Source organism: Fibrobacter sp. UWR3 (genome assembly GCF_900143055.1).
Classification (GTDB): domain Bacteria; phylum Fibrobacterota; class Fibrobacteria; order Fibrobacterales; family Fibrobacteraceae; genus Fibrobacter.
Genome location: NZ_FRCW01000014.1, coordinates 1 through 14,476, shown reverse-complemented (window position 1 = coordinate 14,476; position 14,476 = coordinate 1). Strand labels below are relative to the sequence as shown.

Here is a 14,476-nt window from a genome sequence, read left to right as displayed (position 1 = left end):
AAGATCCCCGCCTACCGGTGTCTGCGGAAGTGCTTGCGCAGGTACACCACAAGGAACCTGTAGAAATTTTCCGTATTGCGGTTGTCCGCCTTGTTCCTGCGCAGCGTCACCAGCAGGTCGCGCCTAAACGGGGCATCCACAATCCTGAGCAGGCGAATCTTGCGCCTCTCGACACGGCCCCACGTGAATTCGGGCCAGAAGCACACGCCGATTCCCGCGGCAACCGCATCCTTGATGGCCGATGTATTGTCGCTCTCGAACGAAATGTCGGTGCGCACCCCGAGCCCCCTGCAGAACTCGTTGCAGATGCTGCGTAGCTGCTTGGTACCCGCAAGCCCGATGAACTTCTCGCCTTCCATCTGGCGGAGCGATATGCGGTCCACTTTCCTGTACTGTTCCATGTTCGGCACGGCAAGGAATATTTCCTCGTCAAAGCGGGCAACCTCGTCGTCGTCCGGCTTGACCTTGCCCGCATCGGCATACGTGAACACGCCCACGTCGTACAGGCTCGACGACTCGTTCTGCGTCAGGTCGAAGTTTATTTCGGGGTGCAGACGCTTGTAGGCAATCACCGCAGAAGTTATCAGCGAAGATGCCGCCAACACGTTCAGGCGAATCTTTACCGAATCGTCGCTCGCCATGCTGCGCAGTTCCTGCGGGAGTCTCTCGATTTCCTCGTACAGAGGCTGCACCCGCGAAAGGAAATGCGCCCCGTATTCCGTCAGCTTGATGTTGCGCCCGCTCGACTTGAAAAGCGGCACCCCGATTTCTTCTTCCAGCTTGTGTATCGCCATCGTCAGCGCGGGCTGGACAATGCACAGGTTGCGTGCGCTCTGCGTTATGTGTTCGGTGCGTGCGACCTCCAAAAAGTACCTGAGGTGGGTCAATTCCATGGCGTTTTTCCTTTGGCTTTTGCAAATCCATAAAAAAAATTGATGAATTCAATATAAATAATATATTAGACAATATGAATCTACGGTTCTAAATTTGCACGCGAAAACAGGATTATTCCGCATCAAAAGGAGTTATTATGAACCGGATTTTAAAGACAGCCCTCGCAACGCTCGCCGCCACGGCAGCCCTCGCCCTTACCGCCTGCGAACAGGCCAACACCTGCACCTACGACGAATCCGCGGGCACGCTCTCTTGCTCCGAAAAGACATACAGGACAACGAAAATCGGCGGAAAGGTCTGGATGGCCGAAAACATCGACATCTACACCCCCGATTCCAGCATCTGCTACGGGAACGACCATGCGAACTGCGAAGCCATGGGCCGCCTCTACACATGGAACGCCGCCACCACGGGCCTGTGCCCCAAGGGCTGGGCGCTCCCCACGCAGCAGGATTTCAAGGAGGCCTTCGGGAACGCTAACGCGGCCGCCCTCAAGGAAGAGGCCTCCTTCGGCATGAAATTCGCAGGCTTCCGCTATTTCGACGGCAAGTTCGCCGACAAGGGCGCCAGCGCAAGCTTCTGGACCAGCGACAGCTACGACGATTCCAGGGCCTACCTCGTCCGCGCCACGGACACAAGCATCACCTACGAGCACTTCAACAAGAACATCTTCGCCTCGGTCCGCTGCGTAAAAGAGTAATCCATGAACTGGCTCATCGACTTATTCACAAAACCCTCCGTCGCGCAACAGGTCATCGCCATCGCGCTTACCGCGGCTCTCGGGCTCATGCTCGGCAAGGTCAAGGTCAAGGGAATAAGCCTCGGGGGTGCAGGCGCACTTTTCGTGGGCATCGGCCTCGGGCACATCGGCCTGCGCGTCGACGGCAACGTGCTGCACTTTATCCAGGAATTCGGCCTGATACTTTTCGTGTACACCATCGGCATGCAGGTGGGCCCGGGATTCATGGATTCCATCCGCAGGCACGGCCTCGTGCTCAACGTACTCTCGACCAGCATCGTGCTCCTCGGCGTGGTGGTAACGCTCTGCCTGTACTTCTTTACCGACATGCACAGCAATGTGCCGGTACTCATCGGCATGCTCTGCGGCGCCGTCACGAACACGCCCTCCCTCGGAGCCGCGAACTCCGCATTTGCCGCGGCCGGCGTGGACACCTCCCTTACGGGCATCGGGTACGCCGTTGCCTACCCCTTCGGCGTCATCGGCATCATCCTCGTGATGCTCCTCGTGCGCATCGTCTTCAGGCAGAACCCGGACAAGGCCGCCAAGGATTACGCCGCAGATATCGCGGCGAGCACCAAGGAAATCGAATCGTGCAGCCTCACTGTCGATAACCAGAATCTCTTCGGAACCATGCTGAAAGATATCCCGGACCTGATTTCGAGCGGCGTCGTTGTCACGCGACTGATGCGCGGCAGCGATATCTTCACGCCGAACGGGAAGACCATATTGCAGGAAGGCGACAAGGTGCATATCGTGGGCATGCCCGATGCAGTCGCCAGCATGGAAAAGATTATCGGCAGGCGCCTCGAGAAGCCCATTACTAAGGAAACCGCTGCAGATGGCTCGAGCGCCATCTTGGTTAAGACGGTGCTTGTCACGAACAAGAAGGTACTGGGCAAGACCATCGGCGCGCTTGCCCTCGCCGAACGCTACGGCGTCAACGTGAGCCGCGTTGTCCGCAGCGGCTTCAAGTTCACCGGCCGCCTCGATCTCCGCATCAAGTTTGCAGACAAGTTAAGGCTCGTCGGAACGCAAGAAGGTATCGAGGCCGCCGCCAAGGAACTCGGGAACTCGCTCACCGCGCTCGACCATCCCGAAATCCTGCCCGCGTTCCTCGGGATCCTTCTCGGCGTCATCGCCGGAAGCATCCCCATCGCCATCCCCGGAATGCCCACGCCGCTCAAGCTCGGGCTTGCAGGCGGCCCGCTCATCGTCGCAATCCTCCTGAGCCGCAAGCGCAAAATCGGCCCGCTCAACTTCTTCATGGCGAACAGCGCGAACCTCATGCTCCGCGAATTCGGGCTCACGCTCTTCCTCAGCTGCGTGGGGCTCAATGCGGGCATCAAGTTCTTCGACGTGCTCCTGAACGGCGACGGCGTCTACTACATGGGGCTGGCCGCACTCATCACGTTCATCCCGCTCGCCATCGTCGCGACCGTCGGGCACCTCGCATTCAAGGTGAACTACCTCTCGCTCTGCGGCGTGCTCGCAGGTGCCACCACCGACCCGCCCGCCCTCGCCTTCGCGAACAGCCAGGCCGACAGCGAAGCCGTGAACATCGGGTACGCCTCCGTCTACCCGCTCACCATGCTGCTCCGCATCCTGAGCGGCCAGGTACTCGCCATACTGCTGATGTCGGCGGTGTAAAAAATTCCCCCCAAAAAAAGGCAAATGCCCGCAGGATTTTTCCCGTGGGCTTTTTTATTTCTGGTTTAAAAACGAACGAGCGGCCGCCCGTGAACGGAAAAGGCTCGTATTAACGAGCCTTTGTAGTGAGAGCGAGTGAGGAACCGGAGGTTCAGTTCCCGATACAACGAACGAGCGGTCGCTAGATAAGTTTTTCCACCTTCGCGCAGAGGGCTTCGGCCTCTGCGGCAGTCGGCGCCTCCGCAATCACGCGAATCACCGGCTCCGTATTGCTCGCGCGCACGTGCACCCAGGACTTTTCGCTCCCGAGCCACAGGCCATCGCGTTCGTCGCTCTTCCAGCCGGCAAATTCCGCCTTCACCTTCGGGAGGATATCCGCCACCTTCTTGTCGCCGAGTTCGAACTTCTTCTTCGGCATCACGTAGGCGGGGTTTTCAGCCACAAACTTCTCGGGGCCGCCGTCATGATGCGCCATCCAGCTGAGCACCAGCGCCGCCGCCACAAGGGAATCACGCCCGTAGTGGAGCGCCGGCAGAATCACGCCGCCGTTGCCCTCGCCGCCGATGATGCAGCCGTTTTCGATCATCTGCAGGCTCACGTTGATCTCGCCCACCTTCGCGCGGCTGAATTCGCAGCCGTACTTCGTGGCAACATCTTCGTTCATGCGGCTCGTAGAAAGGTTCACGCAAACGCTTCCCTTCTTCTGGCTCAGCACTTCTTCAGTCGCAATCGCAAGCGTGTATTCCTCGCCGATACTTTGTCCTAAACCGTCCACGAGGGCGCAGCGGTCGGCATCCGGGTCCACCGCAAATCCGAGCGCGCAACCGTTCTTCTTTACGGCATCGCGCAGGTCACCCAGGTTCTCGGGAATCGGTTCCGCACCGCGCGGGAACGTGCCGTCGGGTTCACAATGCACGCGCACCACCTCGCAGCCGAGCTGTTCCAGCAGGCGCGGCACAATGTAGCTGCCCGCACCGTTCACGGCATCTACGGCCACCTTGAACTTCTTCGCGCGAATCGCCTCCACGTCCACGAACGGAATCTTGAGCGTCCCGTCGATGTGGATGCCGTCGGCATCGGGCGCCACCTCATACTTGCCCATCGTGCGGTAGTCGGGGTAGCTGAAGTTGTCCGCATCGGCGAGTTCGAAAAGCTTCTTCACATCATCGGGCCCGAGGAAGAGCCCCTTGCTGTTGAGGAACTTGAGCGCGTTCCATTCGAGCGGGTTGTGGCTCGCGGTAATGATGATGCCCGCATCCGCCTTGAAGTGCACCGTCAAGAGTTCCACCGAGGGCGTCGTCGAAAGGCCGACATCCACCACGTCCACGCCGGAAAGACGGCATATGCCCGCGACAAACTGCACGATGGCATCGCCGGTGGGGCGGCTGTCACGCCCGATGACCACACGCTTCGCCTTCGTAATCTCGAGGAAGGCGCGCACGTGGCTCTTCAAGACCTGCGGGGTGAGGGTATCGCCGACAATCCCGCGGATACCCGAAATAGAACGCATCAGTTTAGACATCTTGTATACTCCGTTTTTTTAATCGTTGCGTGGTCCAAGGCCACTGAGCTTGCCGATGTGGGGTCGTCGCAATCTCAAACCTTAATTATCCAAGTTCCGGAACGCACGCGTAGAACACGAGCGGTTCCTCGTTCTCGTTAATCAGACTGTGGCTGTGGCCCTTCGGACAAAAGTGGCACTGGCCAGCCTCGACATATTCCACGCCGTCGTCGAACAGCACCTTGCCCCTGCCCGCGACGAAGAACATGATTTCGCTGTTGGTCTCGTGCTTGTGATAGCCGATGGATGCCCCCTGTTCGAGCGTCCCGTGCATAATGCGGGTCGTCCCGTCAAAGTACATCTTTGCCTTGTATTCCTTCTCGCCGCCCTTGAAGTTCGGCAGCACCGTCGTTTCCATGCCTTTCAGGTCGATAATCATCTTGAGCCCTTGCTAAAACTTTCCAGCCAAATAATAGAAAGTTTTCGCACGCAGTTTCTACAGGGCAAAAACTTGAGATAGATTAATTACAGGCTCTCATCGATAAACCGGAACGCCTTCGCGTACGCCTCGTCGCGAACCGCCTTGCGCGAGAGGAACAAATCGTGCAGGCCGCCCGCTACCGTTTCCGTCTTCACGTTCGGCCCGACTTTCGGCGCCCACTTTTCGATATGTTCCACGTCGAGCACGCCGTCGCAGTGCATGTAGTTCTCGGACCATTCCTCGCTCTTCTCGGTGCAGTCGCCGTGCATCACGAGCGTCGGTGAATTTATATGGAATCCCCTGTGCAGTTCCTGTTGCGCCTTGTGAATCGCACGTACCCAACCCAGAAACTGTTCCGGACGGCTTTCGCTTTTCCATTCCGTATTGTACAGCCACTCGCCGTAATATTTCTTGTCAAGTGAATAGGCGTAATTCGGGTTCCCGCTCGAACCAATCGAAAAATCCGGCAGGAGTATCGCTATTTCCGAAACAACAGGAATCGCGAGATTGCGCACGAGCCAATTGAAGTTGAAATCGAAAAACGGACTGTTCAGGACAAGCGCCGCGAACTTCTCTTCCGGACGATGGTCCGCATAGAATGCCGCCAGCAAGCCGCCCTGTGAATGCCCCATCAAGACCATCGGGAGCGAATCCGCACGTTCCTTCGTTATGACGCGGGCAAGTTCCACGGCATAGTCAAGTTCCGCAAAGAACTCGCGCATATTCCGCATGTCGCCACGAGCATCGCCGGGCATAAACGAACGCCCGCAATAGTGCAGGTCTATCGCAAAGAAGGCGTAGCCCGCCGAATCCGCCTTCTCGGCAAGTTCCCTCTGGAAAAAGTAATCGTTGTAACCGTGTACATACAAGATAATGCCATGTGCAGGCTTTGCCGCAAGTGAATCCGTGCGCTTGGAACTTCCATAAGGATATTCTATGAGCGTCGAGTGAAACTCCTTCCCGTAAACAGGCATCGTGTGCATTGCATACCGACGAAAAGGAGTACCCAGCGAGCTATCCACGGAAGCATTCGCATACGATTCCCGCAAGTCCTGCATTTGCGCCAGCACCTTGATACCGGAATCGAGAGATTCCTCTTCGTAAACAGCAGTCTTGCTAAGCTGAATCTCGAATATGGATACCAGAGAAACAACTAGAACAGCGACATACAACTTTAAATACTTTTTCATCATCGTTACAAGTTACTGCAGCGCTTCCATCACATCGACGGTAATGACGAGCGCCGAGTAAATTAGGCCCACGATAATGGCAATCTTTTCCTTCTGGCGGAATTCTTCCGCATCGTACTTGGGCGCATCAACCTTCATTCTCCACGCGCCTGCCTTCCCCAGTACACAGAATCGCGCCGCCCAGTATCCAAGGAATACCGGGATTTTCAAAAGCGGATACTGGTTCCAGTCAAGGCTCCCTATCAAGAGTTTGTCGCCAAGATTGAGCAGCATGTTTATGCAAATCAGGGTGACAACGAACTCGGCTCCCACCTTCTTGCGGTGCACAATGAAGGAAATAACCGGGCTACCCACAGCCACGCTCCACATAAAGTTACCGACCGGGTGCTTGTCGGCAACTTTCTGGCCTTCAACTTTTTCGATATCGCGTTCATTCTCTGCCATGGTACAGGAAAAATAAAAAATTCTAAATTTACCCCCCGTGATCCAGATTCAGAACGTTTCCAAATCATTCGGCGTGCAAGTTTTGCTCGATGGCGCGAGCCTGCTCGTGGGCGACCATGAGCGCGTTGGGCTCGTAGGCCGTAACGGTTGCGGCAAGTCCACACTGTTCAAGATGATTCTCGGGCAGGAATGCCTCGACGGCGGTTCCATTGACATTCCCAAGAAATACACGCTGGGCTACCTGCAGCAGCACCTGAACTTCACGCACGCAACCGTGCACGAAGAGGCCTGCAGCGTCCTGAAACCCAACGAAGACGGCTGGCTGGAAGAACACAAGGTGGAGGCAATCCTGTTCGGTCTCGGGTTCGACGAGGAATCCATGCACAAGAGCCCCTCGCTCCTCTCGGGCGGTTTCCAGATTCGCCTGAACCTCGCGAAAGTCCTCGCAAGCGAGCCCGACATGCTCCTGCTCGACGAACCGACAAACTACCTCGACATCGTGTCGATGCGTTGGCTCAGCCGTTTCTTGCGCAGCTGGAAGGGCGAAGTGCTCCTGATAACGCACGACCACCATTTTATGGACGAGGTCTGCACGCACACCGCCGGGATTTTCCGCCACAAGATCCGCAAGGTGAAGGGCACGGTAGAAAAGCTCCGCGAAACGGTGGCCGAAGAAGAGGAAGTCGCGCAGCGCACGCAGGAGAACGAAGCGAAGAAAAAGGAACAGCTCGAGAAGGTTATCGAGCGCTTCCGCTACAAGGCCGCGAAGGCCGCGATGGTGCAGTCCAAGATAAAGGCCGCCGCAAAGCTTGCCACGGGCGAGCGCCTCACGCACGAACGCAATCTGGAATTCAGCTTTACCGAGGCAGGTTTCCCCGGCAAGAGAATGCTCCAAATCAAGGGGCTCTCGTTCGCGTACCCGAACAAGGGCGAAGACGGCACCGTGCAGGGAATGGGCCCCGAGCTCATTACCGACTTGACGATGGAAGTCTTCAAGGGCGACCGCATCGCAGTCATCGGCCCGAACGGCCGCGGTAAAACGACGCTGCTGAACCTGATAGCAAAGGAACTGCAGCCGACCGCAGGCGAAATCACCTACAATCCGAACTTACAGATAAACTATTTCGGACAGACGAATATCAACCGCCTGAACCTCGACAACACCGTCGAAGAAGAAATTGCATCGGCGATTGAAGAAGTATCGCAGAAGAGCCGCGCCCGCGGGCTTGCGGGCCTCATGATGTTCAGTGGCGACAATGCGCTCAAGAAGGTGAAGGTACTCTCCGGTGGCGAAAGGAGCCGCGTGCTCCTCGGGAAGATTCTCGCGAGCCCCTGCAACATGCTGCTGCTCGACGAACCCACGAACCACCTCGACATGGAAAGCATCGAGAGCCTCATCGACGCGCTCGAAGACTACGAAGGCACCGCGCTGGTGGTTACCCACGACGAGGAACTCCTGCACGCGTTCGCCACAAGGCTCGTGGTATTCGACGGCGGAACCTGCCGCATATTCGAGGGCACGTACGCTGACTTCCTCGAGAAGGTGGGCTGGGCATCCGAAAAGAAGCCCGGCGGAGCAAACTCCGCGAACATCAAGGTATCGAACATCGACGTGAATAGCGACTCGGGAACAAGCCGCGCAGATAACGCCGCCCCCGCAGGCAACGCAAATGCAACGCCCCGCGCAAAGGAAGACCGCAAGGCCCGCGCCGACTACATCGCCGAACGCAGCAAGGTCATCAAGCCGCTCGAAAAGAAACTTGCAAAAATCGAGGAAGATATCGCGAAGGCCGAAGCCCTCGGCGGCGAACTCGAGGCAAAACTCGTGACCGCCTCGGAAAGCGGCGACGGAAACGCCATCACCGCCATCGCCAAAGACATGGACAACAACAAGAACCTTGTCGACAGCCTCTACGCGGAATGGGAACGGACCAGCGCCGAACTCGAAGCCGCGAAGGACAAATACCCGATTTAGACCGTTCGCGCTACACCCCGGTGTTAAATTACTCCGGCATGCGCTCACTCTCGCAAACACGCCTCGTTAAGACGAGGCGCTTTTTGCTCACTGTAGACCGTTCGCGCTACACCCCGGTGTTAAATTACTCCGGCATGCGCTCACTCTCGCAACCGCCCCTGTTTAAATAAACCTAAGCCGAGTACAGCAGAAACAAGCTTGCTTGTTTCTATTGTTGAGGCACCGGTTTATGCGATGAAATCGCAATAACAGGGGCTTGTTACTCACATAGTTATTTCCCGCGTCTCACGCCCAGCGTAAACGTATCGTCGCGACTGCCCACCTTTTCGGGACCAGCCATTACCTTCCACTTGAGTTTCGAGATGTACGCGCCCGTACCCACGAGCCTTCCCTTGTCGCTACGTGCATTCCACGCGAGGAACACCTTGCCCGGATTTTTCCGACAGTCCCCGCCAAAGATATCCGCATCGGAACAAGCCACGGAACCCTTCGCCCGGTTCACGAACTGCCCGAGGCTCGAGAAGTAACTCACCTCCCACACGATGCGTATGGAATCAATCGACACGGAATCGCCCGCAGTGAGCGCCAGTTCCTGCATGTCGTAGTTCAGCAGCTGGCCCGGGAGCCCGTGCTGTTCGATGGCATCCTTCAGCGACATCTCCGGGTCAACAACTATGGGCTTCACGCCTTCCTGCCAGGCAAACGTTTCAAGCGCGCGTTCTTCCGTGAGGGTCACCAGGCCCGCATCCTCCACCAGCAGGCGCTGCCCGCCGATGATTCGCACCCACGGGTTTTCAAAATGCGGCACGTTGCCGTTCAGGTCGCGCAACACGCCCGGCATAAGCCGCACCGAATCGCCCACCGCGGGCAAGACCATCGTCTCGTCGCCGTAATAGTACAGGTCGTACCGCACGCCGTTCTGCATGTGGGTCACCTTCGGGGTCACCGCCTGCAGTGACGCTTCCGCACCCATGCGCCATATCTTGAAACTGAACATGTCGGCCGCAGCGAGGTTAGTGTCGAGCGTCCCTTCGCTCAGCAACAGCGTAAGCGTCGTGAGCTTGTCCGTACCCGGAGTCACGATGGCGCTCATGAGTACCGGGCCCACCTTATCCTCTATCACGCCGTTCATCGCAAGCGAAATCGAGTCGCCCTTGTCCTCGTCCCAGTAGGTGTAGTGGTAATGCAGGCCTCCCTGGTAGATTTCCTTGTTCCCGCCGGTAAATACGCGCTCCAGCAGCGGGTCGCCCACAATCACGATATCCGACTCGTTCTGTATCAGGCCGCGCACCGCATCAACCGTCGTTGTCGTCCTCCACGTAGAATCGCCAAACGACCACGCGAGCGTATCGGGCACATCGCTATCGAGCTTGTCGCTGAACGGAATATGCAGGCTATCGGGCATGCCGTCGCCATCGCGGTCGTACATGTAGCCCTTGCTCGCAAACGGCACAGGCGGTTCCATCAGGTTTATGCCACCCCAGACCAACTTATTCGCAACCTCGCCACCCGAAACCGTAAACGAGGCATCGTTCACAGCCGCATATCCCATCACGTAGAACGTCGCATATCCTGTAGAATCCGTCGTGACGCTAGTAATCGGCTGTCCGTTCGCATCCAGGAACGAGAGCGAATCCGCAGTCGTGAGGTCAACAGTCACAATGCAATCCGCGCATACCTGCCCGATATATGTCACCATGATGGTCACCGGGTAAGAGACGAACGCCATCAGCGTATCCTTCGAGCCGTTATCCCCGGGCTGGCCCATGCGTTCCATCAGCAGGTTGTAGCCCGCAGGGTCGAACGGTTCGCCCGCCGCATCCGCAAACGCGATATCCGGGAGCGGGTATTCCGGTACCTCAAAATACACCTGCGAACGCTGCGAGGGGTCCGCCACCAGGTAAAAATCGAGCATGTACATTCCCGGCGGGAGCGCACGCGCACGCACAATCGCCGCCGTATCGATAACAAAGCCCGCCATGTTCTCGTTGATGGTAATGCCCCCGTAGTTCACGCCCGGCTTCAACGCCTCTCCCTGCTGGAGCGCCGTCTGCCCGTAAAGAATGAAGGAGGATTCCGCAAGCGTCGTATCCACCTTGCCCACGCTCGAAATGTCGCAGGTGAGGTTCTCTTCCGTAAGAATCTGCAGAATCACGTACTCGATGGTCCCGTCATCCGTATGCTGCTCCACCGGGAAGTAGCGCTTTTCCGTCTGCAGGTTGATGGAGGTACGCATCTTGAAGTTCGAACCCGTCGCGTTCCTTTCCGAGAAGAAAATATGGAACGGATAGATCTTGCCTTCCTCGAGCCCCATCGTATCGAGGTTCACCGCGCCTTCTACCGGGTTGTGGCACCCGCCGATATCCACCGCAAGGCGATTGTCGATAAACACCCACACGTCATCGTCACCGCGGAACTCAAAGTACTGCCCCGGAATGTACTGGAACTGCGCCGAAATCTTCATCGCGAAGCTGTAGTTGTGCCTGCAGCCGCTCACGTTCCAGTCGAATTTCGGGTTCTTCACCGTCTTCGCGGAATCCAGGTACTCGAAATCGTCAATCGGGTAGAATCCCGGGTTCAGCGTGTCGTTGCAGTCGTTCTCGTTCGTAAAGTCCGCAAGCCAGAACCCTTCCTCGTCGAGCGTCAAATCAATATCGCGGCAAGTCGCATTCGTGTATTCCTTGCCCGCGGCATCGGTCGCCACCACCTGCGGCACGAACCATTTCTCGATCTCGTGCGCCGCGGAACACTGGTTCCACGGATAAACTAACGAATCCACGCGCGCAGGCAAGCCGTTTACTAGTTTATCCTGAACCATCCCCAGCACGTGCCCGCCGCATGTCTTGAGCGTATCCATTTCGCCATTCTGGTTAAGCCCCCACACCGACGTATAGGGGTTGCCGTTGTAGATGTTGCCGAAATCCACGTCAATCGCGTCCGCATACGATTCTCCGGCCCAGTCCACCACCATCGCCGAAATCTTCATCTCGGGGCATCGTCCCAGGTGGTTCGGGAACGCCACGTCCAGCAGCGGGGCACTGCTCGAAACCGGGTAAGGGTGCACCCACACCGTATCGCGCACCTTCAGCACCGAGTCAAGATGCACCGCCTCGCCCAGGTCCTTGCCCTCGACTGCGATGCCGCCCATGCTGTAATAATCCATGCCGAACGTCTGCTTAAAATAGACGCCCCAGTCATCCACATGCTTGTAGTAGGTACCCTCGTACCAGCCGCACGTATCCTTCTGGCGGTCCATCGGCAGCGGGCCCATCTTTACCGTATCGTCCATTGAAACTACGAACATCGAAGGCGACATGTCGTCCCACGGGCTCAGCAAACGCACTACCTTCGGCTCCGGCGGGTAATACACAAAATCCTTTACATGCAACGACGTGCTCGCGAACATCCACGTCTCGTAAATGCCGGCAGGGAACAGGTCCGTGGCCAGCGGGCGCTCCGCATCGTCAAAATACTTGTGCTGCGGCCACTCGTTCTGCCCGCGATAGAACTGCACCCACGCCCACGTCGAATTCCACTTCGGCGAACTCACCAGCGAATCGTCAAAACTGATATGCCGCCAGTACTTGTATTCGCCCTCAGCCGTGAGCGGAGTCGGCTGGTTCATGATGTTGTTGTCCACCGAGATGTAGAAGGCGCTGTCGCGGTAACTCGTGTTGGTGCGCCACGGGTGATAAACGTGAAGTACCCGCGTCGGGTCAAAGCATTCGCCCTTGCTCCCGATTTCAAGCGTCACCTCGGGTGCGTCCGCCGTCCCGTCGACAAACACCGTGTCGGCGGCCGCAAGTGCCGCAGCAAGTTCCACGACGGCGGCACTGTCTGCCGGGAATGTATACCACGGGGCCTTGTAGCGGACAAAGTAAGCGCTCTGTATCGGGTTCGCCGCCATCATCGCGGGCGTAACCGAGCCGTAGAACCACCCGCACTTCGAGGCATCGCCGGGAATGAACCGCATCAGCACGGAATCCGCCCCGAAAATCATCTGGGGCAGGGCCTTGTTGCCCCACGGGCTCTTGAACCACACGATTTTCGAGCCCGGAGCCATGAACGACTTCTCGTAGGTACCGTCGGCCTCCGTGTACAGCCAGAGCTCCGTCTCCGAGCCAAAGAACTCGCCCATCTTGAAATCGCCAGCATTCCAGGCGACGCAGTTGTTGTTATTGAAGTTGTTATCGGCAGTATTCGGGCAGGCCTTGATGTTGAAGCTCATCCAGTCCTGGAAATCGGCGAGCGTCTTGCCCACCCACGTGTAGGTGAACCAGCCGTCGCCATCGCTCTTCATCATCGTCGAGGAATTTGCGTCAAAATGCGGGTTGTAGTCGCCACCCGCACCACCCAGAACATGCGGCACATATTCGCTGCGGGTCGCATCGCCGCGCCACGGCGACTGAAAATGCAGAATAAGGTCGGCCCAGGCAATTTGCCCGCACAACAGCAAAAAGAATACACCCAAACACGCGCGTTTCATAAACACTCCTTTCGCGCAGACTTCAAACAACCATATCTAATCTATATTCAAACCGCGGGAATGTCGCTCACCGGAATGCAGTCCGGGTGAAAAATGTTGAGAAAAACGCAATATGTGTAAAGGGATGGTTACTGGATTGCGCGAGGGCGCTTCCAGCCGGATTCGGCACTATTTGCCATAATTTCATCCAATAACGCATTGTCTTCGCTAGACAAAACCTGATTTTCCCAGGAAGCAACCTTAAGAACAGTGCCATCCTGCTCTGTTTTGACTACGAACTTGCCCGCGTAGTTCACATCTGGCTCTACAGAAATGTCAAACCTATAGTCGCCAAGTTCAACCTTGACAGGAGTCCCAACGATAGGCTGCTTGAGCGGAGAATTTGCAGTAGTCACCTCGTATTCGCCTGCAGGGATATTAGCGGCGACGCAAATCTTATCGTTGAAACGCTTGCATACATATTCCTTGTCAGAATTCTTGCTCTTCAAAATAAACTGCAAGGGTTCATCTCCAAAGATGCCTAACCCAAGCCCAATAAAGTAAGAACCACTTGCTTGGCTACGAATTGCAACCAATGCGTTATTATCTCCAGGTTCCTTCATAGGGAGCGTGGCAGCGCAGCCGTAGAAAAAAATACAGCTAAGGACAAGAATAGCAAGAGCTTTTAACTTCATTTCATCTCCATTTACTTGAAAATATAAAAAAGGATGTTTCTAGTCGGCAGGGACGTTTGTCGGGGGTATAAAAAAAGCCCCCCACGAGGTTTACCTCATGGGGCTGTGAGCCGCAAGCGACTCGTACTGACGAGTCGTGGCGGCGAGAGTGAGGCCGTACCATAGCGCAGTTCCTGCGTCAGGGCCGAACGGCCTCTCCTAAAAACGAAGAGGCCCCCCGCCGTTAGGCAGGGGCCCGTGAGCCATAAGCGGCCGGTATCAACCGGCCGTGATGGCGAGAGTGGAGCCGCAAGGCGGAACGGTACATAAAAAAAAGCCCCCTCGACGGTTTACCGTCAAGGGGGCGAGAATCCAGCGGCGCCCTACTCTCCCGGGCCCGGGGGCCAGGTACCATCGGCGAAGGGAGGCTTGACTTCCGTGTTCGGAATGGGAACGGGTATGA

General features: G+C 56.9%; 10 protein-coding genes and 1 rRNA gene. 3 read left to right on the top strand and 8 right to left on the bottom strand.

Annotated features, from left to right (window positions below):
• Positions 1–11 precede the first annotated feature (11 nt).
• Positions 12–893, bottom strand: a complete 882-nt coding sequence (locus BUA44_RS14165; protein WP_072813335.1) for a LysR family transcriptional regulator — start codon at positions 891–893, stop codon at positions 12–14.
• A gap of 137 nt (positions 894–1,030) precedes the next feature.
• On the opposite strand from BUA44_RS14165, the gene BUA44_RS14160 reads away from it, so the two are divergent.
• Complete coding sequence (locus BUA44_RS14160; RefSeq protein ID WP_072813332.1) at positions 1,031–1,594, top strand: FISUMP domain-containing protein; 564 nt, start codon at positions 1,031–1,033, stop codon at positions 1,592–1,594.
• Between the two features lie 3 nt (positions 1,595–1,597).
• The gene (locus BUA44_RS14155; RefSeq protein WP_072813330.1) at positions 1,598–3,283 is read left to right on the top strand and encodes a putative transporter; all 1,686 of its coding nucleotides are present in this window, start codon (positions 1,598–1,600) and stop codon (positions 3,281–3,283) included.
• Between the two features lie 181 nt (positions 3,284–3,464).
• Here BUA44_RS14155 and glmM read toward each other — a convergent pair whose 3' ends face one another.
• The 4 genes from glmM to BUA44_RS14135 all read right to left on the bottom strand — a co-directional run bounded on the left by glmM (position 3,465) and on the right by BUA44_RS14135 (position 6,899).
• A complete protein-coding gene (gene glmM / locus BUA44_RS14150) occupies positions 3,465–4,805 on the bottom strand; it encodes a phosphoglucosamine mutase (protein ID WP_072813328.1) in 1,341 nt (446 codons plus the stop codon).
• A gap of 85 nt (positions 4,806–4,890) precedes the next feature.
• Positions 4,891–5,223 (bottom strand): cupin domain-containing protein, encoded by a 333-nt coding sequence (locus BUA44_RS14145; RefSeq protein WP_072813326.1) that lies wholly within the window; start codon positions 5,221–5,223, stop codon positions 4,891–4,893.
• An 86-nt stretch (positions 5,224–5,309) separates the two neighbouring features.
• Complete coding sequence (locus BUA44_RS14140; RefSeq protein WP_255370581.1) at positions 5,310–6,458, bottom strand: alpha/beta hydrolase; 1,149 nt, start codon at positions 6,456–6,458, stop codon at positions 5,310–5,312.
• A gap of 9 nt (positions 6,459–6,467) precedes the next feature.
• Positions 6,468–6,899 carry a hypothetical protein gene (locus tag BUA44_RS14135; RefSeq protein WP_072813323.1) on the bottom strand — a complete coding sequence of 144 codons (432 nt, stop codon included), beginning with the start codon at positions 6,897–6,899 and terminating at the stop codon, positions 6,468–6,470.
• Positions 6,900–6,936: 37 nt separating this feature from the next.
• On the opposite strand from BUA44_RS14135, the gene BUA44_RS14130 reads away from it, so the two are divergent.
• Positions 6,937–8,874: an ABC-F family ATP-binding cassette domain-containing protein gene (locus tag BUA44_RS14130; protein ID WP_072813321.1), complete on the top strand. Its 1,938-nt coding sequence runs from the start codon at positions 6,937–6,939 to the stop codon at positions 8,872–8,874.
• Between the two features lie 271 nt (positions 8,875–9,145).
• Here the strand turns inward: BUA44_RS14130 and BUA44_RS14125 are convergent, their stop codons facing one another.
• The 3 genes from BUA44_RS14125 to rrf all read right to left on the bottom strand — a co-directional run.
• Positions 9,146–13,360, bottom strand: a complete 4,215-nt coding sequence (locus BUA44_RS14125) for a fibro-slime domain-containing protein (RefSeq protein WP_072813319.1) — start codon at positions 13,358–13,360, stop codon at positions 9,146–9,148.
• Between the two features lie 128 nt (positions 13,361–13,488).
• Positions 13,489–14,034 (bottom strand): hypothetical protein, encoded by a 546-nt coding sequence (locus BUA44_RS14120; protein WP_072813317.1) that lies wholly within the window; start codon positions 14,032–14,034, stop codon positions 13,489–13,491.
• Between the two features lie 349 nt (positions 14,035–14,383).
• Positions 14,384–14,476 (bottom strand): 5S ribosomal RNA (rrf, locus tag BUA44_RS14115); the annotation flags it as partial.

Coding starts and splice junctions, on each gene's coding strand:
- BUA44_RS14145 (WP_072813326.1), bottom strand. CDS start 5,223: ATGATTATCGACCTGAAAGGCATGGAAACGACGGTGCTGCCGAACTTC.
- BUA44_RS14135 (WP_072813323.1), bottom strand. CDS start 6,899: ATGGCAGAGAATGAACGCGATATCGAAAAAGTTGAAGGCCAGAAAGTT.
- BUA44_RS14160 (WP_072813332.1), top strand. CDS start 1,031: ATGAACCGGATTTTAAAGACAGCCCTCGCAACGCTCGCCGCCACGGCA.
- BUA44_RS14125 (WP_072813319.1), bottom strand. CDS start 13,360: ATGAAACGCGCGTGTTTGGGTGTATTCTTTTTGCTGTTGTGCGGGCAA.
- BUA44_RS14120 (WP_072813317.1), bottom strand. CDS start 14,034: ATGAAGTTAAAAGCTCTTGCTATTCTTGTCCTTAGCTGTATTTTTTTC.
- glmM (WP_072813328.1), bottom strand. CDS start 4,805: ATGTCTAAACTGATGCGTTCTATTTCGGGTATCCGCGGGATTGTCGGC.
- BUA44_RS14165 (WP_072813335.1), bottom strand. CDS start 893: ATGGAATTGACCCACCTCAGGTACTTTTTGGAGGTCGCACGCACCGAA.
- BUA44_RS14155 (WP_072813330.1), top strand. CDS start 1,598: ATGAACTGGCTCATCGACTTATTCACAAAACCCTCCGTCGCGCAACAG.
- BUA44_RS14140 (WP_255370581.1), bottom strand. CDS start 6,458: ATGATGAAAAAGTATTTAAAGTTGTATGTCGCTGTTCTAGTTGTTTCT.